General features: G+C 59.4%; 22 protein-coding genes and 2 pseudogenes. 8 read left to right on the top strand and 16 right to left on the bottom strand.

What is annotated here, in order from left to right:
- Positions 1-70: 70 nt before the first annotated feature.
- A pseudogene (locus tag ABJ99_RS02290) lies at positions 71-610 on the bottom strand (ferritin-like domain-containing protein).
- Between the two features lie 210 nt (positions 611-820).
- Between ABJ99_RS02290 and ABJ99_RS30020 the strand changes: the two are divergent.
- Positions 821-907, top strand: a complete 87-nt coding sequence (locus ABJ99_RS30020; protein WP_441344152.1) for a small membrane protein YohP — start codon at positions 821-823, stop codon at positions 905-907.
- Positions 908-979: 72 nt separating this feature from the next.
- Here ABJ99_RS30020 and osmE read toward each other — a convergent pair whose 3' ends face one another.
- Positions 980-1,318: an osmotically-inducible lipoprotein OsmE gene (gene osmE / locus ABJ99_RS02285; protein WP_007250970.1), complete on the bottom strand. Its 339-nt coding sequence runs from the start codon at positions 1,316-1,318 to the stop codon at positions 980-982.
- A 306-nt stretch (positions 1,319-1,624) separates the two neighbouring features.
- Here osmE and ABJ99_RS02280 point away from each other — a divergent pair, with 306 nt between their 5' ends.
- Positions 1,625-1,858, top strand: coding sequence for a hypothetical protein (locus ABJ99_RS02280; RefSeq protein ID WP_007250969.1), 234 nt, complete (start codon positions 1,625-1,627; stop codon positions 1,856-1,858).
- Here ABJ99_RS02280 and ABJ99_RS02275 read toward each other — a convergent pair.
- The gene (locus tag ABJ99_RS02275) at positions 1,855-2,736 is read right to left on the bottom strand and encodes a DMT family transporter (protein ID WP_054084447.1); all 882 of its coding nucleotides are present in this window, start codon (positions 2,734-2,736) and stop codon (positions 1,855-1,857) included. The genes ABJ99_RS02280 and ABJ99_RS02275 overlap by 4 nt on opposite strands.
- Positions 2,737-2,877: 141 nt before the next feature.
- Between ABJ99_RS02275 and ABJ99_RS02270 the strand changes: the two genes are divergently transcribed.
- Complete coding sequence (locus tag ABJ99_RS02270) at positions 2,878-3,168, top strand: PsiF family protein (protein WP_054084446.1); 291 nt, start codon at positions 2,878-2,880, stop codon at positions 3,166-3,168.
- A 188-nt stretch (positions 3,169-3,356) separates the two neighbouring features.
- On the top strand, positions 3,357-4,367 hold the full coding sequence (locus ABJ99_RS02265) for an AI-2E family transporter (protein ID WP_054084445.1): 1,011 nt from the start codon (positions 3,357-3,359) through the stop codon (positions 4,365-4,367).
- A gap of 242 nt (positions 4,368-4,609) precedes the next feature.
- Here the strand turns inward: ABJ99_RS02265 and ABJ99_RS02260 are convergent, their stop codons facing one another.
- The gene (locus ABJ99_RS02260; protein WP_054084444.1) at positions 4,610-5,875 is read right to left on the bottom strand and encodes an Hsp70 family protein; all 1,266 of its coding nucleotides are present in this window, start codon (positions 5,873-5,875) and stop codon (positions 4,610-4,612) included.
- Positions 5,876-6,187: 312 nt separating this feature from the next.
- On the opposite strand from ABJ99_RS02260, the gene cbpA reads away from it, so the two are divergent.
- Entirely contained in the window at positions 6,188-7,132 is a 945-nt protein-coding gene (cbpA, locus tag ABJ99_RS02255) for a curved DNA-binding protein (protein WP_054084443.1), read from the top strand.
- Between the two features lie 68 nt (positions 7,133-7,200).
- Here the strand turns inward: cbpA and ABJ99_RS02250 are convergent, their stop codons facing one another.
- On the bottom strand, positions 7,201-8,331 hold the full coding sequence (locus ABJ99_RS02250; RefSeq protein WP_054084442.1) for a sensor histidine kinase: 1,131 nt from the start codon (positions 8,329-8,331) through the stop codon (positions 7,201-7,203).
- A 159-nt stretch (positions 8,332-8,490) separates the two neighbouring features.
- Between ABJ99_RS02250 and ABJ99_RS02245 the strand changes: the two genes are divergently transcribed.
- The 3 genes and pseudogenes from ABJ99_RS02245 to ABJ99_RS29560 all read left to right on the top strand — a co-directional run bounded on the left by ABJ99_RS02245 (position 8,491) and on the right by ABJ99_RS29560 (position 9,496).
- Positions 8,491-8,874: a thioredoxin family protein gene (locus tag ABJ99_RS02245; protein ID WP_054084441.1), complete on the top strand. Its 384-nt coding sequence runs from the start codon at positions 8,491-8,493 to the stop codon at positions 8,872-8,874.
- Positions 8,875-8,887: 13 nt separating this feature from the next.
- A pseudogene (locus ABJ99_RS29565) lies at positions 8,888-9,124 on the top strand (thioredoxin); the annotation flags it as partial.
- An 84-nt stretch (positions 9,125-9,208) separates the two neighbouring features.
- Complete coding sequence (locus ABJ99_RS29560) at positions 9,209-9,496, top strand: thioredoxin family protein (RefSeq protein ID WP_310886759.1); 288 nt, start codon at positions 9,209-9,211, stop codon at positions 9,494-9,496.
- 50 nt (positions 9,497-9,546) lie between these two features.
- On the opposite strand, the gene ureC is transcribed toward ABJ99_RS29560, so the two are convergent.
- The 11 genes from ureC to urtA all read right to left on the bottom strand — a co-directional run bounded on the left by ureC (position 9,547) and on the right by urtA (position 19,965).
- Positions 9,547-11,247: an urease subunit alpha gene (ureC, locus tag ABJ99_RS02235; RefSeq protein ID WP_054084440.1), complete on the bottom strand. Its 1,701-nt coding sequence runs from the start codon at positions 11,245-11,247 to the stop codon at positions 9,547-9,549.
- Between the two features lie 230 nt (positions 11,248-11,477).
- Positions 11,478-11,786: an urease subunit beta gene (locus tag ABJ99_RS02230; protein WP_054084439.1), complete on the bottom strand. Its 309-nt coding sequence runs from the start codon at positions 11,784-11,786 to the stop codon at positions 11,478-11,480.
- On the bottom strand, positions 11,783-12,316 hold the full coding sequence (locus tag ABJ99_RS02225; RefSeq protein WP_054084438.1) for a GNAT family N-acetyltransferase: 534 nt from the start codon (positions 12,314-12,316) through the stop codon (positions 11,783-11,785). Before ABJ99_RS02225 ends, ABJ99_RS02230 begins: the two co-directional genes overlap by 4 nt.
- Positions 12,317-12,326: 10 nt before the next feature.
- Entirely contained in the window at positions 12,327-12,869 is a 543-nt protein-coding gene (locus tag ABJ99_RS02220) for a GNAT family N-acetyltransferase (RefSeq protein WP_054084437.1), read from the bottom strand.
- Between the two features lie 10 nt (positions 12,870-12,879).
- Complete coding sequence (gene ureA / locus ABJ99_RS02215) at positions 12,880-13,182, bottom strand: urease subunit gamma (protein WP_005888604.1); 303 nt, start codon at positions 13,180-13,182, stop codon at positions 12,880-12,882.
- Between the two features lie 67 nt (positions 13,183-13,249).
- Entirely contained in the window at positions 13,250-14,095 is an 846-nt protein-coding gene (locus ABJ99_RS02210; RefSeq protein WP_054084436.1) for an urease accessory protein UreD, read from the bottom strand.
- Between the two features lie 48 nt (positions 14,096-14,143).
- Positions 14,144-14,842, bottom strand: a complete 699-nt coding sequence (urtE, locus tag ABJ99_RS02205) for an urea ABC transporter ATP-binding subunit UrtE (protein ID WP_054084435.1) — start codon at positions 14,840-14,842, stop codon at positions 14,144-14,146.
- A 102-nt stretch (positions 14,843-14,944) separates the two neighbouring features.
- The gene (gene urtD / locus ABJ99_RS02200; protein ID WP_054084434.1) at positions 14,945-15,805 is read right to left on the bottom strand and encodes an urea ABC transporter ATP-binding protein UrtD; all 861 of its coding nucleotides are present in this window, start codon (positions 15,803-15,805) and stop codon (positions 14,945-14,947) included.
- Entirely contained in the window at positions 15,802-16,881 is a 1,080-nt protein-coding gene (gene urtC / locus ABJ99_RS02195; RefSeq protein WP_054084433.1) for an urea ABC transporter permease subunit UrtC, read from the bottom strand. The genes urtD and urtC overlap by 4 nt, the downstream gene beginning before the upstream one ends.
- On the bottom strand, positions 16,881-18,470 hold the full coding sequence (urtB, locus tag ABJ99_RS02190) for an urea ABC transporter permease subunit UrtB (protein WP_054084432.1): 1,590 nt from the start codon (positions 18,468-18,470) through the stop codon (positions 16,881-16,883). The genes urtC and urtB overlap by 1 nt, the downstream gene beginning before the upstream one ends.
- Positions 18,471-18,699: 229 nt before the next feature.
- Positions 18,700-19,965, bottom strand: coding sequence for an urea ABC transporter substrate-binding protein (gene urtA, locus ABJ99_RS02185; protein WP_054084431.1), 1,266 nt, complete (start codon positions 19,963-19,965; stop codon positions 18,700-18,702).
- Positions 19,966-20,127: the final 162 nt, after the last annotated feature.

Genomic DNA, 20,127 nt, shown 5'->3' with positions numbered 1-20,127 from the left:
AAGCGTCGCCCGGTCCGCACCCACAAAAAAGCCAGGACACAGGTCTTGGCTTTTTACTGGGTGCCGCGTTTTACAGGCCTTCGAGAATGTCCGCCATGTCGTCGGCGTGCTCTTCTTCCTGAGCAAGGATTTCTTCGAAGATGCGGCGGGTGGTCGGGTCGCTGTCGCCAATGTACTGAATGATCTCGCGATAGCTGTCGACCGCGATGCGCTCGGCGACCAGGTCTTCGTAGACCATTTCTTTCAGCGTGTTGCCTGCAACGTATTGCGCGTGAGAGTTCTTCGACAACAGGTCCGGGTTGAATTCGGGCTCGCCGCCCAGTTGTACGATACGCTCGGCCAGCTTGTCGGCGTGCTCGGCTTCCTGAGTCGCATGCTCCAGAAACTCTTCCGCAGCGACGCTGGCTTTCAGGCCGGACGCCATGTAGTAGTGGCGCTTGTAGCGCAGTACGCAGACCAGCTCGGTGGCCAGTGACTCATTGAGCAGGCGCAACACCGTCTCACGGTCAGCGCTGTAACCCTCAGTCACCGCGCCATTTTCAACGTTCTGGCGCGCACGCTAGCGCAGGGTGTTTACATCGGATAGCTGTGATTGCGGTGCAGAATTCATCATTTATCTCCAGGACTCATCAGGTTTTGCTGTCTCGCTCTGTGCGTTGCCCGGCAAGATCAGCAAAGGTTGTGAGTGGCGCAGGAGGGAAAAAGTTTTATCGGATTTTTGCCGGTTCGGACGGTTGTGACTAAATGTAAAAATATAAGAAACGAGCGCTGAGCACTGCGGTCCCACCCATGAGACCCAAATAAATCGTGGAGATACACAATGCTCAAGTTTCTGGGAAGCACCGTAGGCATCATCTTTCTGATCGGCCTGGTCGTGGTTATTGCCCTGTTCAAGCTGGTTTTCTAAAACGCATTCAACAAAAAGCCCGAGGCACTCTGTCTCGGGCTTTTTGTTTGTGGCGTGCTTTTATTACATCTATTACATCGCTTTTTCGTTCTTCTCGCGCTGTTCGCAGGTCATGAAACCTTTGTTGGTTACACGGCCGTCGCTGTTGAAGCTGACGTGGTAAACCTGTTTGTGGCCATCTTTGGTCATGATGTAGTTGTTGCACGTGCCTGGGTTGACCTTGCGCTCGATGGTGGTCGAAGGCTCGCCGCCGATGGTCAGGACTTGCTGACGGGTCATGCCATTCTCGACCTGTTTGACCAGCGGTTCGTTGCGATACGTGACGTAGTCCACCGGGTTCTGCACGGTTGTGTTGCTGCAACCTGCCATTGTTGCCAGGACAAATGTTGCCGCGAGGATTTTCTTGTACATCGTTATTGCTCCACAGGTCAGAGCCGGTTTTGGCCCGGTATGCCTTGGAGCAGGCCCGGTGCTGAAGAGTTCGAAAAAAAGATGGCGATAAGGCAGTATTTTGCAGTCGCATTACTGGCTTTCCTGCCGCAGAATGCCATGATCGTCGGGAAAGGATGGCCCTTTGAACATTCCCCGCACGTTCCCGAAAGGCCGAGGTCAATCTGATGGCATGGTCGAGCGTTCAGCCCGGCCTTGGGCTCGGTCATCGGTGTCAGACCGTAGTTCGTTAATCAGCCGATCCTCAGTGACGGCCAGGAAGATGCGATGAGCGATAAAGAACTGTATGAGATCGAGTACACCTTGCTCGGTGAGCACCACGTAGACGTTATCGAGAATCTGGACGTGCCCATCATCGAGGTGGTGCACGAGCTGGCGCTCAAGCACCATGTAGAACTGGACGAGCTTTCAGGCGGCGAGACCGGCATTCCTCACGCGGCCGGCATCACCGATGTTTCGATTCACAGCCTGGAGGTGGGCGAGAGCAGCGCGACTGCCTAACCCGCTTTTGACCGCAACGGCGTCGTCCAGCGCTCTGCGAGGATGACCCCACACAAGGTCAGCGCTCCGCCGAACAGGTGATAGAGCGCCAGCTGTTCGCCCAGCGTCGCAGCGGCTATCAATGCCGTAGCGATGGGCATCAGGTTGAAGAACAGGGTCGTGCGGCTTGGGCCAAGACGCATGATCGCTTTCATCCACAGCCATGGCGCAAGCATGGACGTGGGGATGGCCGCATACAGCACCATCGGGATGTTGCTCGCGTTCAGGCCGGTTTTTGCCGACAGGATGAACGGCGGCAGCAGCACGATAATCGCCAGCAGAATCTGCACATACAGCAATTGCAGGGGCGGCAGGCACAGTTGCCACTTCTTCAGCAGCGTGCTGTAGATGGCATAGGACGCCGCTGCTACCAGCACCATCGCATCCCCTCGATTGACACCGTGCTCGATCAGATCACCCGGATGGCCCGCCGAAACCACGACCACCACACCTGCGAATGAAATGATGGCACCCACCAGCGCGCCCGATGTCAGGCGATTGCCCAGGCAGGCGATTGACAGCCCGAGCGCCATCATCGGCACCATGGACTGAATGATCCCCATATTGGTGGCTGTCGTCAGGCCGGCGGCGAAATACGCCAGGCTTTGGTAAAGCGCCGTGCCCAGCACCGCGAGGACAAAAATCTTGCCCAGCAACGGTTTGATCGCCGCCCGGTTCGCCCAGACGGGCCTGAGCATGAACGGCGTGAACAGCAGCCCGGCCAGTGCCCAGCGATAGAAACCTATTTCGGCCGGGAAGATCACCCCGGCCGAAGCCTTGGTGACAGCCGTATTTACCGCCCAGATAAGGATGGTGATCAGCGGAAACGCGTATTGCATGAGGGGATCATCGTGAAAACGAGGGGCGATTATCCGCCTGTTTACCGGCTAATGCACCGTGCCACGTCATATCTCGCAACAGCTGACTACACTGATTCTCAGCCTGTGCCGCCCGGCGCAGTGGATCTGGAGAGTCGATCGATGAAGAAGCTCGGTATTCCTCTATTGCTCGTTGGCCTGATAGTGTCCGCCCAGGGTTTTGCCGCCACTGCGCAGCAGAACAAGATGACCACCTGCAACGCTGACGCCAGCGCCAAATCGCTCAAGGGCGACGAGCGCAAGACGTTCATGAGCAGTTGCCTGAAGGCTGCGCCGCCGCCAGCACCCACCCAGCAGGAAAAGATGAAGACCTGCAATGCGACGGCCAGCGCCGATGCGCTCAAAGGTGACGCTCGCAAGAGCTTCATGAGCGATTGTCTCAAGAAGAAATAATTTTCCGGCATTGCCTGGTGCCTGGATCAGCGCGTGCACGTGCAGTAAATACGGCGCTTGCGTGCGGTTTTCAAGCCGATCATCAGATGGATGATCGCGGCGCATTTTTTCCGCCTTGCGCATCGCTGGTTCTCGGCTAAGAAGGCTGGCAGACTGCCCACCTTCCTAGTGTTGCCCTTTGAGGGTCTATGCCAACGTTTTCTGTGCGTCAGGTGTTAATAGCCAGCTGGATTCTTGTCTTTGGCGGTTTGCTGTTGGTACTGCCTTTCAAGTTGCTGCCCAGCCTGTTGGCAGGATTGCTAGTCTTCGAACTGGTCAACATGCTGACCCCCAAGCTGCAACGCCTGATTTCCGGTGAGCGTGCGCGTTGGCTGGCGGTGGCCTTGCTGGGGACCATCGTGGTCAGTCTGCTGACCCTGATTTTTGCCGGCGTCATCAGCTTTGTGCTGCATGAAGCCGAGAATCCAGGCGCTTCGCTGGACAAGTTCATGGTGCTGGTGGATCGCGCCCGTGGTCAGCTGCCACCGTTCATCGATGCCTATCTGCCCGCCAGTGCAGCGGAATTCCGGGTTTCGCTTGGGCAGTGGTTGCAGAAGCATGTGGGTGAACTGCAACTGATCGGCAAAGGCGCGGCGCACATGTTCGTCACCATGCTGATCGGCATGGTGCTGGGGGCGATCATTGCCTTGCAGCGCATCTCCGCTGATCACGTGCGCAAGCCGCTGGCAGCCGCGCTGTTCGATCGTCTGTATCTGCTCAGCCGGGCGTTCCGCAATATCGTCTTCGCACAGATCAAGATCTCCCTGCTCAACACCGCCTTCACCTCGGTGTTTCTGGCCATCGTGCTGCCGCTGTGCGGCATTCACCTGCCGCTGACCAAAACCCTGATCATCATGACCTTCCTGCTCGGCTTGCTGCCGGTAGTGGGTAACCTGATGTCCAACACGCTGATCTTTATCGTCGGCATGTCGATCTCGATCTGGGTCGCCCTGGCGGCGCTGGGTTATCTGATCGTAATCCACAAGGTCGAGTACTTCCTCAACGCGCGAATCGTCGGTGGGCAGATCAATGCCAAGTCGTGGGAATTGCTACTGGCGATGCTGCTGTTCGAAGCCGCCTTCGGCTTGCCGGGCGTGGTGGCCGGGCCGATCTATTATGCGTATCTGAAGAGTGAGTTGCAGAAGGAAGGGTTGGTTTAAGGCTGATGTTGATACCCGTCTGGACGGGAGCGCAAAACGCAGCTTCTGCCCGGAGGGCGTGGGAGCGGACCGGGCGTCGCTTCGCTTGTCCGCGAACTGCCGGGAACCGGCAGTAAAACCGGTGCCTACTGTACATCAGGTGCAACCGGGCTGGCCTGAATAGGGCCGCTTCGCAGCCATCGCGGACAAGTCCGCTCCCACAAATTGACTATCGTGCCAATGCTCCGCGTCCGCTTTTGAGCTTAGCCGTAACGCTTCTTCGCTTCGATCGCCAAGCCGCTGCCGATGCTGCCGAAGATGTTGCCTTCGACGTGGCGCGCGTTGGGCAGCATGGCCGAGACGCTGTTGCGCAGTGCCGGAATGCCGCTTGAGCCGCCTGTGAAAAACACCGTATTGACCTGCTCGACGCTCACGCCCGCGTCATTCAGCAACTTCGTCACGCTGTTGCGTACCCGCTCGAGCTGGGCGTCGATGGCGGCTTCGAACATCACCCGGCTCAGGTCTACGCTCAGGCCGGCTTCCACTCGATCCATCGGTAAATGACGACTTTCGGCGTGGGTCAGCTGGATCTTGGTTTCTTCCACTTCCATCGCCAGCCAATGCCCGGCACGTTGCTCGATCAGCTTGAACAGGCGATCAATGCCGCCGGTGTCTTCGATGTCGTAGCGCATGCTGCCCAGCGCCAGTTGGGACTTCTGCGAGTACACCGCGTTGATGGTGTGCCAGGTCGCCAGGTTCATGTGGTGGCTGGTAGGCATGTACGCACCGCTTTTCATGCGGCTGCCATAGCCGAACAGCGGCATTACGCCTTGCAGGCTCAGCTGTTTGTCGAAGTCGGTCCCGCCGATGTGCACGCCGCCGGTGGCGAGGATGTCCTGCTGGCGATCATCGTGCTGGCGCCGCTCGGGCGACAGGCGCACCAGCGAGAAGTCTGACGTACCGCCGCCGATGTCGACAATCAGCACCAATTCTTCGTTTTCAATGGTGGACTCGTAATCGAAGGCGGCTGCAATAGGCTCGAACTGGAAAGACACGTCCTTGAAGCCGATCTTGCGCGCCACTTCAGCCAGTGTGTCTTCGGCTTCCTGATCGGCCAGGGCGTCGTCATCGACAAAATGCACCGGGCGACCCAGCACAACCTGTTCGAACTCGCGGCCTGCGGTGTTCTCGGCGCGCTTCTTCAGCTCGCCGATAAACAGCGCCAGCAGATCCTTGAACGGCATTGCTGTGCCCAGCACGCTGGTGTCTTGCTTGATCAGCCTGGAACCCAGCAGGCTCTTGAGCGAGCGCATCAGGCGGCCTTCGTAACCCTCCAGGTACTCGTGAAGCGCCAGGCGGCCATACACCGGGCGGCGCTCTTCCATATTGAAAAACACCACCGAGGGCAGGGTAATCTTGTCGTCCTCCAGCGCGATCAACGATTCCACGCCGGGTCGTTGCCAGCCGACGGTGGAGTTGGACGTGCCGAAATCGATACCGCAGGCACGGGCCGGGGATTGGTCATTCATGTCTTTTACGTTCCAGTCAAAAAACGGCCGCGCAGTTTATGTCAGCGCGCGCAAATTGCGTAGCGCGACACGTCGCTTATATTTGCCGGGCTGTATTTGCGCCCAAGGCTTGAACTGAGGCCTGTTACCCCCAATCTTGAAGGGATTCTCGGTAGACCAGGTTGTCGAAAGCTCGACCCGCCTGAAAACGCGGCTGTCTATCTGTACATTTTTCGACGTTAGGTAATCCAGATGCCTCTTTGACAGAGGAAGCTGGGCGCGTGACGCCAGCGTATCTGGCTTTGCCGGATAAATCGGATAGGTGATCGTTACATGGATTTCAAAGACTACTACAAGATACTTGACGTTGAGCCCACTGCGGACGATAAGGCGATCAAGACCGCCTATCGCAAACTGGCCCGCAAGTATCACCCCGACGTCAGCAAGGAGGCCGGCGCCGAAGACAAATTCAAGGAAGCGTCCGAAGCCTACGAAGTGCTCAGCAGCCCTGACAAGCGCGCCGAGTACGATGAACTGCGCAAGTACGGTCGACAGGGCCGTCCGTTCCAGACCCCGCCGGGTTGGCAAAGCCGTGCCGGGGCGGGTGCTGGCGGTTTTGAAGAGACGGCGGACTTTTCCGAGTTCTTCAGCTCCATTTTCGGTGGTCGGCCGCAGCAGGGCGGACGTACCCGCAATCCGGGACGCCAGGGGCAGGACGTGGAAATGGAGCTGGCGGTGTTTCTCGAGGAAACGCTGTCCGGGGAGTCCAAGCAGGTCAGCTTCAAGGTGCCTCAGCACAGCCCCAACGGGCAGCGCATGAGCGATATCACCAAGACCCTGAACGTGAAGATTCCAGCGGGCGTGGTCGATGGCGAGCGCATTCGTCTCAAGGGCCAGGGCGCACCCGGTGTCGGTGGCGGTGCCAGTGGCGATCTGTACCTGATCATCCGGCTTGCACCGCATCCGATGTTCGAGGTCGAAGACCATGATCTGGTGATCACCGTGCCGCTGGCCCCGTGGGAAGCCGCGCTGGGCACCAAAGTGGCCGTGCCGACCCTGACCAGCAGGCTCAACCTGACCATCCGGCCCGACAGCCAGAACGGTCAACGCCTGCGAATCAAGGGCAATGGCCTGATGAACAAGAGCGGCGAGCGCGGCGATCTGTATGCGCAGTTGAAGATCGTCATGCCCAAACAGTCCGACGAGACAACGCGGGCGCTCTGGCAGAAGCTGGCTGACAGCGCTGCGTTCGACCCGCGTGTGCACTGGAAGGGCTGAGCCGATTCCTCGTTGAGATGACGTGAAGCGTCACGGCTGCATGTCGAAGGGTATGCAGCCGGCGTGGATCAGTTTTTTGGCAGCACCACGGTAAACGTGGTGCCATCACCAATGGTCGAGGTCACGGTGATGCTGCCGCCGTGGGCGTTGACCACTTCCTTGACGATGAACAGGCCCAGGCCCAGGCTGGTCGATGTGCCGCGTGTCTCGCTGTTTTCCTCGGTGCTGCGCACCAGCGGATCGAAAATCGTGCCGATGGCATCTTCAGCGATGGGCTTGCCTTCGTTGTGCACGACCAGCACCACCGCGTTCTCGGCGCCGGTGACACTGACGGTAATCTCGTGACTGGCAGCGCCGTGTTGCAGAGCGTTGCCGATCAGGTTCTGCAGCATCTGGCTGATGCGTCCGGTGTCCCAATGGCCTTTGGTGTTGCCTTCGATGTTCAGCACCGGCGTCGAGTCCGGATGCCCCGCGCAGGCTTCTTCAATGGCTTCGCGACATGCGCTGGCGAGGTCCATGTACATGCGCTCCACCGGCAGCCCGGCACCCAGGCGGCTGCGCACGAACTCCAGCAGATCGCTGACCATCGTGCCCATATGGCGAGTGCTGTTCTGGATGCGCGAAACGTAGGACTGAGTCTTCTCGTCCAGCGTTATTTTGCGTGCCAGCAATTCGGTGGACATGCTGACGGCCTGAAGCGGCGCGCGCAGATCATGCCCCAGAATGGCCAGAAAGATATCCCGAGAACGCCCGACGCGCTCTGCATACGCGGCGGTTGACTCTGCCAGCGCTTCGTCGATGGCTTCATTGAAACGGATCACTTCCTGAAAGTCGGCCAACTGCGGTGCCGTCAGGCTTTCGACCCACAAGCGGATGACGCTGGCGCGCAAATGGCGGAACTCGGACGTCATCTGCACCAGATCAAAACCGACCTCGTGACGCAGTTCTCCATGACTGCAGGCGGCTTCATCCAGGCTCGGCGTCTTGTGCAGGTCTTCCCCACGGGCCTTGGCGATCTCTTCGCTCTTGCTCTGTGCGGTTCTCATGTCCCGCGCGGCCGCGAGCAGAATCGACTTGGCATGATCGCGCAGCTCGACCTTGGTCATCGTTTCTGCGGCAGGTTTAAGGGTTCTGGCGAAGTCTTCCCACTCGTCGACAATGCGATCCACATGAACAACGATGAATTCGGAAAGGCGCATGGCCGGGTACCTTGCTGGAGGGGCATGACGAAAGATGGCGCATGTTATCGCTTTTACCGGCACGACAAACAGCGTGTTTACTGTCATTTCTGTCAGTAGACGCTGATTTTTCTGGGGCCTATGTTCATTCGGCAGATTAATCGAATGGAGGCCCTCAGCATGAGTGTCATGACAGTTACTGATTCGACCTTCGAGAAGGCGGTTATCGAGGCAAGCAAACAAAGGCTTGTGGTGGTGGAATTCTCGACGAAGGGGAAGGTAAATAAGCGAGGCGAGGAAAACGCCAGCGCCAGAATGGATGCCATTTTTGATGCGTTGGAAGAGGAATACGCTGAAAAGGCCAGCCTGGTCAGAGTCGAGATCGAACTGGACTCGGATCTCCATGACTCTTTGAACCCCGAGACTTCGTCTGAGTACCAGATAAACCATGGTCCGACGATGGTTTTTTTCGAAGGTGGCGCAAGAGCAAGGAAAGACCTTGTCGGCCAGCAAACCAAAGAGCGGATGACGCAAATCCTGGATGAATTGCTACCTGCTTCGTAATGGGAGAATGATCATGTCGAACACAGAACTCACAGCCTTTGTCGAACAGCGTGTAACGCTTGCCCAGCAGACACTGGCCGACGGAAAAGTCAGCAAACTCGACGATATAGCAACAGGAAAACTGAGCGTTTTTCTCCCATTGCAGCGAGCATTGCAGGGCACCGGCACCCCCCAGGATCTTGGGGTACTGGACGCTATCAACGATACGCTGCAGGCGCTGAAAATATTGGAGCCTAAAGAAACGCTTCTGAATTATCAGAACAAAGTAGCCAAGGTCCTGATCGTTAAGGACGATGCGGACTTTAGTGTCCAATGGACTGCAGTTAGCCCGTTGGTGTTGGTCGAATTCAGTCGGCCCGGGGTCAATGAGTATAACGAGCCTGACCATAGCACGCGCACAGGGGCGATTCTCGATGAGCTTGCGCCTGATTTTAAAGGGAAGGTGTTCATGCTTCGGGTGCCTTTGGACACCTGCTTGGCTACAGCAAAAAACTACAGTGTGACTGCTGCTCCGACCATTATCTTTTTCAAGAACGGTAAAGAAATTGAGAAAATCACAGAGTTTCACTTGAAGGCCTGGTTTAAAGCCAGGATCAGCGAGCTGCTCAGTCTCAAGGAATGAACCAGGCGGAAACAGTGAGGGGCCTCCTGAAAACGGAGGCCCCGGTCGGCTTAAAACAGAAAATACCGCTGCGCCATCGGCAGTACATCGGCAGGTTCGCACCATAGCAACACGCCGTCGGCCTTGACCTGATAGGTCTGTGGATCGACTTCGATGTCCGGCAGGTAGTCGTTGTGGATCAGGTCCTTCTTCTGCACGGTGCGGCAGCCTTTGACCACACCGATCTGCTTCTTCAGGCCCAGTGTTTCCGGCACGCCTGCGTCGAATGCGGCTTGGCTGATGAACGTCAGGCTGGTGGCGTGCAGCGAGCTGCCGAAGCTGGCGAACATGGGGCGGTAGTGGACCGGTTGCGGTGTCGGGATCGAGGCGTTGGCGTCGCCCATCAAGCTGGCGGCGATGGCACCGCCCTTGAGGATCAGGGTGGGTTTGACGCCGAAAAACGCCGGTCGCCAGAGCACCAGATCTGCCCACTTGCCGACTTCGATTGAGCCCACTTCATGGCTGATGCCGTGGGTGATCGCCGGGTTGATGGTGTATTTGGCAATGTAACGCTTGGCGCGGAAGTTATCGTTGGCGGGGCCGTCCTGCGGCAGCGGGCCGCGCTGTTTCTTCATTTTGTCGGCAGTTTGCCAGGTGCGCATGATCACTTCGCCGACCCGGCCCATGGCCTGGCTGTCGGAGCTGAGCATCGAAAACGCGCCCAGGTCGTGAAGAATGTCTTCGGCCGCAATGGTCTCGCGGCGTATTCGGCTCTCTGCGAACGCGACGTCTTCGGCAATGCTCGGGTCAAGGTGGTGGCAGACCATGAGCATGTCCAGGTGCTCGTCGATGGTGTTGCGGGTGAACGGCCGGGTCGGGTTGGTCGAGCTGGGCAGCACGTTTGGCGAGCCGCAGGCCTTGATGATGTCCGGCGCATGACCGCCACCGGCACCTTCAGTGTGGTAGGTGTGAATCGTGCGATTCTTGAACGCCGCCAGGGTGGTCTCGACAAAACCTGACTCGTTCAACGTGTCGGTGTGAATCGCCACCTGCACATCATATTCGTCGGCAACGCTCAGACAGTTGTCAATGGCTGCTGGAGTCGTGCCCCAGTCTTCATGCAGTTTCAGGCCGATGGCACCAGCCTTGACCTGCTCGATCAGCGGGCCCGGCAGGCTGACGTTGCCCTTGCCGGTGAAGCCGATGTTCATCGGGAACGAGTCCGAGGCCTGAAGCATGCGTGCCATGTGCCACGGGCCGGGCGTAACGGTGGTGGCGTTGGTGCCGGTGGCGGGGCCGGTGCCACCGCCGATCATGGTGGTCACGCCGCTCATCAGCGCTTCTTCGATCTGCTGCGGGCAGATGAAGTGGATGTGCGTGTCGACGCCGCCTGCGGTGAGGATCATGCCTTCACCGGCAATGACTTCGGTGGCTGCGCCGACGGCAATAGTCACGTCCGGCTGGATGTCCGGGTTGCCGGCCTTGCCGATGGCCGCGATGCGCCCGTCCTTGATGCCGACGTCGGCTTTGACGATGCCCCAATGGTCGATGATCAAGGCGTTGGTAATCAGCGTATCGACGACGTCTGCAGCGAGCAGCTGGCCCTGGCCCATGCCGTCACGGATAACCTTGCCCCCGCCGAACTTCACTTCTTCGCCATAGGTGGTGAAGTCCTTTTCGACCTCGACCCACAGCTCGGTATCCGCCAGCCGAACCTTGTCGCCAACGGTGGGGCCGAACATGTCGGCGTAGGCTTGTCGGCTTATCTTCATCTCTCGTACCTTGGATTCAGAGCTGCAAGCTACAAGCCGCAAGCTGTAAGTTTTCAAAGCGACCAGCGGTTAGCTGCAAGTCGTTAGTAGTTAACGCCTTTGATTCTGGCCGGAGGCCCCGGTCGCTCCCACGCCCCTTGGGCAGAGGCCTGAACGCTCCGTATTCCGAGCTTGTCAGGGCTTGTGTATAACGATGAGCGCGGAGCTTAGGAACGATATTCAAAAAGGCATCAATCCAGCTCCCCCATCACCCGCCCGGCAAACCCGTAAACCTTGCGCAATCCCGCCAGGTCCACCAGCTCGACTTCGCGCGACTGGCCCGGTTCGAAGCGCACGGCGGTGCCGGCCGGGATGTTCAGGCGCATGCCGCGGCTGGCGGCGCGGTCGAAGGTCAGTGCGTCATTGGTTTCAAAGAAGTGGAAGTGCGAGCCCACCTGAATGGGCCGGTCGCCGCTGTTGGCGACGGTCAGGCTGAGGGTGCGGCGGCCGGCGTTGAGTTCGATGTCGCCGGGCTGGATCTGGTATTGACCAGGGATCATGTCGGCTGCCCCAAGGTTTTGAAATAAATGGCGGTCGGCCGATAGCGACCATCTGGTGTGGCGCAGTAATCCGGCAACTCACCGACCCGGTTGTAGGCCAGCGAGCGATAGAACGCTTCAGCCGTCGAGCCTGCCTCGGTGTCGAGGTGCAGGAGTCCGCGTTTGTGTTTCACCGCAGTCTGCTCGACCTCGTCCATCAGTTGCCTGCCCAGGCCACGGCCGCGAGCTTCAGGCAGCACCATCAGTTTCTGCACTTCGGCACGGTTCAGGCCATTAGGCTTCTGACACAGTGACAACTGTGCGCTGGCCAGCACGTTCGCGTCTTCAGCCACCACCCACAGCAGCAGATTGCCGACGGCGATGTCAGCTTTCAAACCGTCGCACCAGGCATACGCCTGTTCCATGTCGAGGTCGGCCATGAAGCCGACCGATGCGCCGTCATGAACCGTATCGAACAGCAACTGCGCCAGGCCATGGCGGTAATGCGCGAAACTTTCAGCGGTGACACGTCGCAGTTGTGCGTGGTTCATGGCGTGCTCTCTAAAGGGATTCAGGCGCTTGTGAGGCGGGCGGCGCAGCGCCGGGCGTCAGGTCAAGCTGCATGAACGTCAGGTCCAGCCAGCGGCCGAACTTGGTGCCGACCTGCGGCATCTGGCCGGTGATCCTGAAGCCTAGACGATCGTGCAGGGCAATGGAGGCCGTGTTACCGCTTTCGATGGCGGCCACCATCATGTGCTTGTCGCAGGCGCGAGCGCGCTCGATCAACTCAGCCATCAAGCGTGGCCCCAGACCCTTGCCCCGCTGGTCGGCACGCACGTACACCGAATGCTCCACTGTATGACGAAAGCCCTCGAACGGCCGCCAGTCGCCAAACGACGAATAACCCAGCACTTCGCCTGCGCTGTCGACAGCGACCAGAATCGGATAGGCCTGGGCCTGACGAGATGCGTACCAGGCCTGGCGATTGGCGAGATCGACCGGCTGTTCGTTCCAGATGGCCGTGGTGTTGAGCACCGCATCGTTGTAGATGGCCAGAATGCCCGGCAGATCTTCCGGCTGTGCATCACGAATCAGCTCTTGCATGCTCGTCTCCTCAGGCAATCGGCTGGTGCACGGTGACCAGCTTGGTGCCGTCCGGGAAGGTGGCCTCTACCTGGATTTCCGGAATCATTTCCGGGATGCCTTCCATGACCTGATCGCGGCTCAGCAGGGTGGTGCCGTAGTGCATCAGATCAGCGACGGTCTGCCCGTCACGCGCACCTTCCAGCAACGCCGCCGAGATGTAGGCCATGGCTTCCGGGTAGTTGAGCTTCACGCCGCGTGCCAGGCGCCGTTCGGCAACCAGCCCGGCGGTGAAAATCAGCATCTTGTCTTTTTCGCGTGGCGTCAGGTCCATGGGTCGTCCGTTTCTTCATATTCGGTGGTTGATCGTTCCCCTGGAACGCAGAGCGTCCAGTCATCAATCAGGTATTCCAGATTCTTGGTGTTACCGCCTCGCGTCCCAGCAGGGCAGGCCGCAGGCGTTTCCAGACTTGTATCAGCCAGGCCCTGGCGTGCAAGGCTTCGTCAGCCAGGCAGCGCGCGACTATCAAGCCCGGTAACTGAGTCAGGTTACCGCGGACCGGATTGGGCATCGACAGCGAGCGGCACTCTTCAAGCAGGTCGCTGGCCACCTCGCCGGTCATCAGCAGGGTGGCGAATACCGTTTTGCCATCCAGCCCGACAGGCGAATCCAGCAGCCCGTCAGCGCCGATAATGCGTTGCCGTTCATGCCAGAGCAATGCGCCGTCACGCCGGATGTCCAGATGTGACTGAAAGTGGCCATGCTCGAAACGCTCGCCGCTGGCCGGACGCCCCAGCGCCACGACGTCCCAGTAGCACAACCGGGCATCACCGTGCAGTTCGATGCGCGTGGTGAGTTCTGCCTGAGCGTTGCTGAACACGATGGTTTCCTGGGGCAGCCACTCCAGCGTCGCGCCGGGCTGGACATGCAGCTCCAGCTGTTGAAACGCCGGGCTGGCGGCCCGATACCATTTGGCGGCGCCGGGGCTGGTCAATTGGGCCCAGGCATCGGCTCCGACGCTGACTGAAATGTCCAGCCGGTCGCCGCCGGCGATCCCGCCCGGTGGGTGAACGATGATGTGCTGGCACACCTCAGGCCCTTCGGCGTAAAGATGTTTCTGTACCCGCAGCGGCCCTTTGTGGCGACGTTGGGTCGGGCGCGTGCAGTCATCGAAACGGCCATAGCCCAGCTCCAGCTCGGCGTGCCAGCTGGGTGTGAACAGGGCGGTGTGGGCAGGCAGATTCATGGCGTCTTCATTGATTTGTCGAGTGCTGCACGATAACGGATTGGCGCATCAAATGGTGACCAGACCGCGTACACCGTCGGCCTCCATGTTCTCGCCCCGGCCCTGCTGAACGATCTCGCCCCGCGACATCACCAGATACTGATCGGCCAGCTCTGCGGCAAAATCGTAGAACTGTTCGACCAGCAGAATCGCCATGTCACCGCGCTCGGCCAGCTTCTTGATCACCGCGCCGATTTCCTTGATCACCGACGGCTGAATGCCTTCAGTGGGCTCATCGAGAATCAGCAGGCGCGGGCGGCTTGCCAGCGCCCGGCCAATCGCCAACTGCTGCTGTTGACCGCCAGACAGATCACCGCCCCGACGGTGCTTCATTTGCAGCAACACCGGGAACAGTTCGTAGATGAAAGCCGGGACCTCTTTGGCTTCCGAACGGGGAAAGCGTGACAGGCCCATCAGCAGGTTCTCCTCAACCGTCAGCCGCCCGAAGATCTCCCGCCCCTGCGGCACGTAGGCAATACCGGCGTGCACGCGCTGATGCGTCTTGAAACCCGTAATGGCTTTGCCTTCCCAGTGCACCGAGCCTTCTTTTGACGGCAGCAGGCCCATCAGCACACGCAACAGCGTTGTTTTACCAACACCGTTGCGGCCCAGCAGGCAGGTGACTTCGCCGACCTTCACATCAAACGACAGACCGCGAAGAATGTGGCTGCCGCCGTAATATTGGTGGAGTTGGCTAACGGTGAGCATGAGGGCCTCATGAGTTACAAGCTTCAAGCTTCAAGCTTTAAGTAAAGAGCAGCACGTTGTTTTTGCCTCTAGCTTGCAGCTAGAGGCTTCCAGCTGGGCGAGTCAGCGCCCCAAATACACTTCAATCACGCGTTCGTCGGCCTGTACGTCGTTCAGCGAACCTTCGGCCAGCACGCTGCCTTGATGGAGCACGGTGACGTGGTCGGCAATCGAGCCGACGAAGCCCATGTCGTGTTCCACCACCATCAGTGAGTGCTTGCCAGCGAGGCCTTTGAACAGTTCGGCGGTGAATTCGGTTTCGGCGTCGGTCATGCCTGCCACCGGTTCGTCGAGCAGCAAAAGCTGCGGGTCCTGAACCAGCAACATGCCGATTTCCAGAAACTGCTTCTGACCGTGCGACAGCAAGCCCGCCGGGCGATGCATCGAACTGGTCAGTCGGATGGTTTCCAGCACTTCATTGATCCGGTCCTGTTGCTCGCCTGTCAACCGTGCACGCAGGCTGGCCCACACTGACTTGTCGGTCTTCTGCGCCAGTTCCAGGTTTTCGAACACGCTCAGGGCTTCGAACACCGTGGGTTTCTGAAATTTGCGCCCAATCCCGGACTGGGCGATCTGCACTTCGCTCATCTGCGTCAGGTCCAGCGTTTCGCCGAACCAGGCCTTGCCGTGACTGGGGCGGGTCTTGCCGGTGATGACGTCCATCAACGTGGTCTTGCCTGCGCCGTTGGGACCGATGATGCAGCGCAGCTCGCCCACGCCGATGTACAGATTGAGGTTATTCAGCGCCTTGAAACCGTCAAAACTGACACTGATGTCTTCCAGCGTGAGGATCGTGCCATGCCGCGTGTTCAGCCCTTTGCCGGCGCTTTTGCCGAGGCCTACCGCATCGCGGCTGGTGCCGGCGTCGGAGTTGGGGGCCAGCACCGGTTCGAGCATGAATGACGGGGTCGGAGTGGTTTTCATGGCTCGCTCCTTTTCTTCAGCAGGCCGATCACGCCCTTGGGCAGGTACAGCGTGACGATGATGAACAGCGCGCCGAGAAAGAACAGCCAGTATTCCGGAAAGGCCACGGTGAACCAGCTCTTCATGCCATTCACCAGACCCGCGCCCAGCAGCGGGCCGATCAATGTGCCGCGACCGCCCAGGGCGACCCACACGGCCGCTTCGATGGAGTTGGTCGGCGACATTTCGCTGGGGTTGATGATGCCGACTTGCGGCACATACAAGGCCCCGGCCAGACCGCACATGACCGCGCTCAACACCCAGACGAACAGCTTGAAGCCGCGCGGATCGTAACCGCAGAACATCAGGCGGTTTTCTGCGTCACGCAGCGCCGTCAGTACCCGCCCGAACTTGCTCTGTGCCAGTTTCCAGCCGATGTACAGACAGGCGACCAGCAACACGACAGTCGCCAGAAACAACGTGGCTCGAGTGCCTTGCGAACTGATGCTGAAGCCCAGAATGCTGCGGAAGTTGGTGAAGCCGTTGTTGCCGCCAAAGCCGGTTTCGTTGCGGAAGAACAGCAGCATGCCGGCAAAGGTCAGGGCTTGGGTCATGATTGAGAAATACACGCCCTTGATGCGCGAGCGGAAAGCGAAAAAGCCGAACACCAGCGCCAACAGGCCCGGCGCCAGCACCACCAGGCACAGCGCCCAGAGAAAGTTGTCGGTGCCCGTCCAGTACCACGGCAGTTCGGTCCACGACAGGAAGGTCATGAATGCAGGCAGGCCGTCACCCGCGGCCTGGCGCATCAGGTACATGCCCATCGCATAGCCACCCAGGGCGAAAAACAGGCCGTGGCCCAGCGATAACAGCCCGGCATAGCCCCAGACCAGGTCCAGTGCGAGGGCAACGATGGCGTAGCAGAGAATCTTGCCCACCAGCGTCAGGGTGTAGGCCGAGACCTGAAAGCCGTTTTCGGCTGGCAGCAACGACAGCAGCGGCAGTGCCAGCAGCACGGCCAGAATCAGGCTGCCCACTGCCAGCGTACCCTTGGGGCCGACTTTTTGTGCGGCGGTTACTATCAATGGCTGGCTCATCAGTCGATCACCCGTCCTTTCAGTGCAAAGAGGCCCTGCGGACGTTTCTGGATAAACAGAATGATCAGCGCGAGGATCAGGATCTTGCCCAGCACGGCGCCGATCTGCGGTTCAAGAATCTTGTTGGCGATGCCCAGCCCGAAAGCCGCCGTCACACTGCCGGCCAGTTGTCCGACGCCGCCGAGCACCACCACCAGGAACGAGTCGATGATGTAGCTCTGGCCCAGGTCGGGGCCGACGTTACCGATCTGGCTCAGCGCGACGCCGCCCAGTCCTGCGATGCCCGAGCCCAGTCCGAACGCCATCATGTCGATACGCCCGGTCGGCACGCCGCAGCAGGCAGCCATGTTGCGGTTCTGGGTCACGGCGCGCACGTTCAGCCCCAGGCGGGTCTTGTTCAGCAGCAGCCAGGTCAGCAGCACCACGAACAGCGCGAAGGCGATGATCACGATGCGGTTGTACGGCAGCACCAGATTGGGCAGCACCTGAATCCCGCCAGACAACCATTGCGGGTTGGCCACTTCTACGTTTTGCGCGCCGAAGGCCAGGCGCACGGCCTGAATCAGCATCAGGCTGATGCCCCACGTGGCGAGCAGGGTTTCCAGCGGGCGGCCATACAAGTGACGAATCACCGTGCGCTCCAGCGCCATGCCGATCACGGCGGTGACAAAAAACGCCACGGGTAATGCGATCAGCGGGTAGTACTCGATAGCACCCGGCGCGTAGCGCTGGAACATCAGTTGCACCACGTAAGTCGAGTAGGCACCCAGCATCAGCATTTCGCCGTGGGCCATGTTGATCACGCCGAGCAGGCCGAAGGTGATCGCCAGACCCAGTGCGGCTAGCAGCAGGATCGAGCCCAGCGACATGCCGCTGAACGCTTGGCCGAGCAACTCGCCAATCATCAGCTTGCGGTTGACCTGAGCCAGGCTGGTTTCTGCTGCGATGCGCACTGACGCATTGGTTTCGACGCCAGGCGCCAGCAGCGATTCGAGACGGGTGCGGGCCAGCGGGTCGCCGGTTTCGCCGAGCAGGCGCACGGCTGCCAGACGCACCGTGGGGCTGGAATCGACCAGTTGCAGGTTGGCCAGCGCCAGGGTTAGCGCACTTTTAACGCCAGAATCGGTTTCGCTGGCCACACGTTGGGTGAGCAGATCCAGTTGTGCGGGACGGGCGCTTTTTTGCAGCTGCAGGGCAGCCGCAAGACGTAGACTGGTATCGGCTGCCAGCAGCTGATGGCTGGCCAGCGCGGTTTCCACCAGCCCTCGCAATCGATTATTCAGGCGCAGTTTGCGCGGCTCGTCGGGGGTGGGGGCATCGGCGGCAGCGGGCGCTTCGGCATCCACGGGCACGTATTTCTCGTTGCTTTCGATCCAGGCGCGCTTGCTGCTGTCAGCGGCAACACGACCATCGCGCAACGCTTCCAGCAGTTCGATGCGTTCAGGAACCGGGCTGGCTGCCCAAGCCTCCAGCAGCTCTGCCTGTTTCGAGGAACTGGCGGCGGCGAAATCACCCGCATCGCTGGCCTGCGCTGCAAAGGGCAGCAGCAGGCTGATGGCGAGGATGAAGCGGTAGAGGTAAGAAGGCATATCAATATGGCCTTGATTCAGTATGGCGTCGTCTGCTCTTGATTCTGGCCGAAGGCCGNCGCGAAAGGGCCGGTACATTCTTTGAAGATGTATCGTTTGAACAGCCGCCTTCGCGGACAAGTCCGCTCCTACAAAAAATGCGTTCTACCCTAAGGCCGAGCGAACTTGTGTGTAACGACTATCGCTTGAGCGTGAGGGCGAAAGTTATTTCGCTTTCAGCCTCGCCACATCAATTGCTCTTCACCGGAGTGTCCGGTTTCTTGTCGTTGCCGGGAATGTAAGGGCTCCAGGGCTGGGCGCGGATCGGTTCTTTGGTCTGCCAGACGACGTTGAACTGACCGTCGTCCTGGATTTCGCCGATCATCACCGGTTTGTGCAGGTGGTGGTTGGTCTTGTCCATGGTCAGGGTGAAGCCCGAGGGGGCGGCGAACGTCTGTCCGGCCATCGCTTCACGGACCTTGTTCACATCTGTGGATTTGGCTTTTTCGACGGCCTGCGCCCACATGTGGATACCGACGTAAGTGGCTTCCATCGGGTCGTTGGTGACGGCCTTGTCCGCGCCCGGCAGGTTTTTCTTTTTGGCGTAAGCTTTCCAGTCAGCGACGAACTTCTTGTTGACCGGGTTTTCCACCGACTGGAAGTAGTTCCAGGCGGCCAGATGGCCCACCAGCGGTTTGGTGTCGATGCCGCGCAGTTCTTCTTCACCTACCGAAAAGGCGACAACCGGAACGTCGGTGGCTTTCAGGCCCTGGTTGGCCAGTTCCTTGTAGAACGGCACGTTGGAGTCGCCATTGACGGTGGAAATGACGGCGGTCTTGCCACCGGCGGAGAATTTCTTGATGTTGGCCACGATGGTCTGATAGTCGGCGTGGCCGAACGGGGTGTAGACCTCTTCGATATCCTTGTCCGCCACCCCTTTGGATTGCAGGAACGCTCGCAGAATCTTGTTGGTGGTACGCGGGTAAACGTAGTCGGTGCCAAGCAGGAAGAAGCGTTTGGCCGAGCCGCCTTCTTCACTCATCACATACTCGACCGCAGGAATCGCCTGCTGGTTAGGCGCTGCACCGGTATAGAACACGTTGGGCGACATTTCTTCGCCTTCGTACTGCACCGGGTAGAACAGCAGGCCGTTGAGCTCTTCGAAAACCGGCAATACGGATTTGCGCGACACCGAGGTCCAGCAGCCAAATACCACAGCGACCTTGTCCTGCGTCAGCAGCTGGCGGCCTTTTTCAGCGAACAGCGGCCAGTTGGACGCCGGGTCCACGACCACTGGCTCAAGCATCTTGCCGTTGACACCACCTTTGGCGTTGATTTCGTCGATGGTCATCAACGCCATGTCTTTAAGCGAGGTCTCGGAGATCGCCATCGTCCCGGACAACGAATGCAGGATGCCGACTTTGATGGTTTCGGCAGCCTGAACGGTCCAGGTCAGCCCCATGGCGGCGATCGATGCGGACAGGGTAAAGGCTTTGATCAGGCTGCGACGCTTCATTGACTGGCTCCCTTGGTTCATTTTTCTGGTTGTGTGGCGATGTCTTACGCGGCGTTGTCCTTTACAGGCTTTAGCAATGTCTGGGCCAACGCAGGAGCGTCGCGAAACGGAATGATTTTGTCGCGTTGCGCCGAGGGGTCGCACCAAGGTGGAACAATGTTC

The organism is Pseudomonas syringae pv. cilantro (assembly GCF_001293775.1).
Lineage (GTDB): Bacteria > Pseudomonadota > Gammaproteobacteria > Pseudomonadales > Pseudomonadaceae > Aquipseudomonas > Aquipseudomonas syringae_P.
Note: the sequence above shows the minus strand (reverse complement) of the source record. Positions and strands in the feature narration are given on the sequence as shown.

Excerpts from the sequence above, each read along its gene's own strand:
- urtA (WP_054084431.1), bottom strand. The coding sequence starts at position 19,965 with ATGAAGCGTCGCAGCCTGATCAAAGCCTTTACCCTGTCCGCATCGATC.
- cbpA (WP_054084443.1), top strand. The coding sequence starts at position 6,188 with ATGGATTTCAAAGACTACTACAAGATACTTGACGTTGAGCCCACTGCG.
- ABJ99_RS02265 (WP_054084445.1), top strand. The coding sequence starts at position 3,357 with ATGCCAACGTTTTCTGTGCGTCAGGTGTTAATAGCCAGCTGGATTCTT.
- ABJ99_RS02260 (WP_054084444.1), bottom strand. The coding sequence starts at position 5,875 with ATGAATGACCAATCCCCGGCCCGTGCCTGCGGTATCGATTTCGGCACG.
- ABJ99_RS02270 (WP_054084446.1), top strand. The coding sequence starts at position 2,878 with ATGAAGAAGCTCGGTATTCCTCTATTGCTCGTTGGCCTGATAGTGTCC.
- urtB (WP_054084432.1), bottom strand. The coding sequence starts at position 18,470 with ATGCCTTCTTACCTCTACCGCTTCATCCTCGCCATCAGCCTGCTGCTG.
- osmE (WP_007250970.1), bottom strand. The coding sequence starts at position 1,318 with ATGTACAAGAAAATCCTCGCGGCAACATTTGTCCTGGCAACAATGGCA.
- ABJ99_RS30020 (WP_441344152.1), top strand. The coding sequence starts at position 821 with ATGCTCAAGTTTCTGGGAAGCACCGTAGGCATCATCTTTCTGATCGGC.
- urtE (WP_054084435.1), bottom strand. The coding sequence starts at position 14,842 with ATGCTCACCGTTAGCCAACTCCACCAATATTACGGCGGCAGCCACATT.
- ABJ99_RS02275 (WP_054084447.1), bottom strand. The coding sequence starts at position 2,736 with ATGCAATACGCGTTTCCGCTGATCACCATCCTTATCTGGGCGGTAAAT.
- ABJ99_RS02230 (WP_054084439.1), bottom strand. The coding sequence starts at position 11,786 with ATGATCCCTGGTCAATACCAGATCCAGCCCGGCGACATCGAACTCAAC.
- ABJ99_RS02280 (WP_007250969.1), top strand. The coding sequence starts at position 1,625 with ATGAGCGATAAAGAACTGTATGAGATCGAGTACACCTTGCTCGGTGAG.
- ABJ99_RS02210 (WP_054084436.1), bottom strand. The coding sequence starts at position 14,095 with ATGAATCTGCCTGCCCACACCGCCCTGTTCACACCCAGCTGGCACGCC.
- ABJ99_RS02250 (WP_054084442.1), bottom strand. The coding sequence starts at position 8,331 with ATGCGCCTTTCCGAATTCATCGTTGTTCATGTGGATCGCATTGTCGAC.
- ABJ99_RS02245 (WP_054084441.1), top strand. The coding sequence starts at position 8,491 with ATGAGTGTCATGACAGTTACTGATTCGACCTTCGAGAAGGCGGTTATC.
- urtC (WP_054084433.1), bottom strand. The coding sequence starts at position 16,881 with ATGAGCCAGCCATTGATAGTAACCGCCGCACAAAAAGTCGGCCCCAAG.
- ureC (WP_054084440.1), bottom strand. The coding sequence starts at position 11,247 with ATGAAGATAAGCCGACAAGCCTACGCCGACATGTTCGGCCCCACCGTT.
- ureA (WP_005888604.1), bottom strand. The coding sequence starts at position 13,182 with ATGGACCTGACGCCACGCGAAAAAGACAAGATGCTGATTTTCACCGCC.
- ABJ99_RS02225 (WP_054084438.1), bottom strand. The coding sequence starts at position 12,316 with ATGAACCACGCACAACTGCGACGTGTCACCGCTGAAAGTTTCGCGCAT.
- ABJ99_RS02220 (WP_054084437.1), bottom strand. The coding sequence starts at position 12,869 with ATGCAAGAGCTGATTCGTGATGCACAGCCGGAAGATCTGCCGGGCATT.
- urtD (WP_054084434.1), bottom strand. The coding sequence starts at position 15,805 with ATGAAAACCACTCCGACCCCGTCATTCATGCTCGAACCGGTGCTGGCC.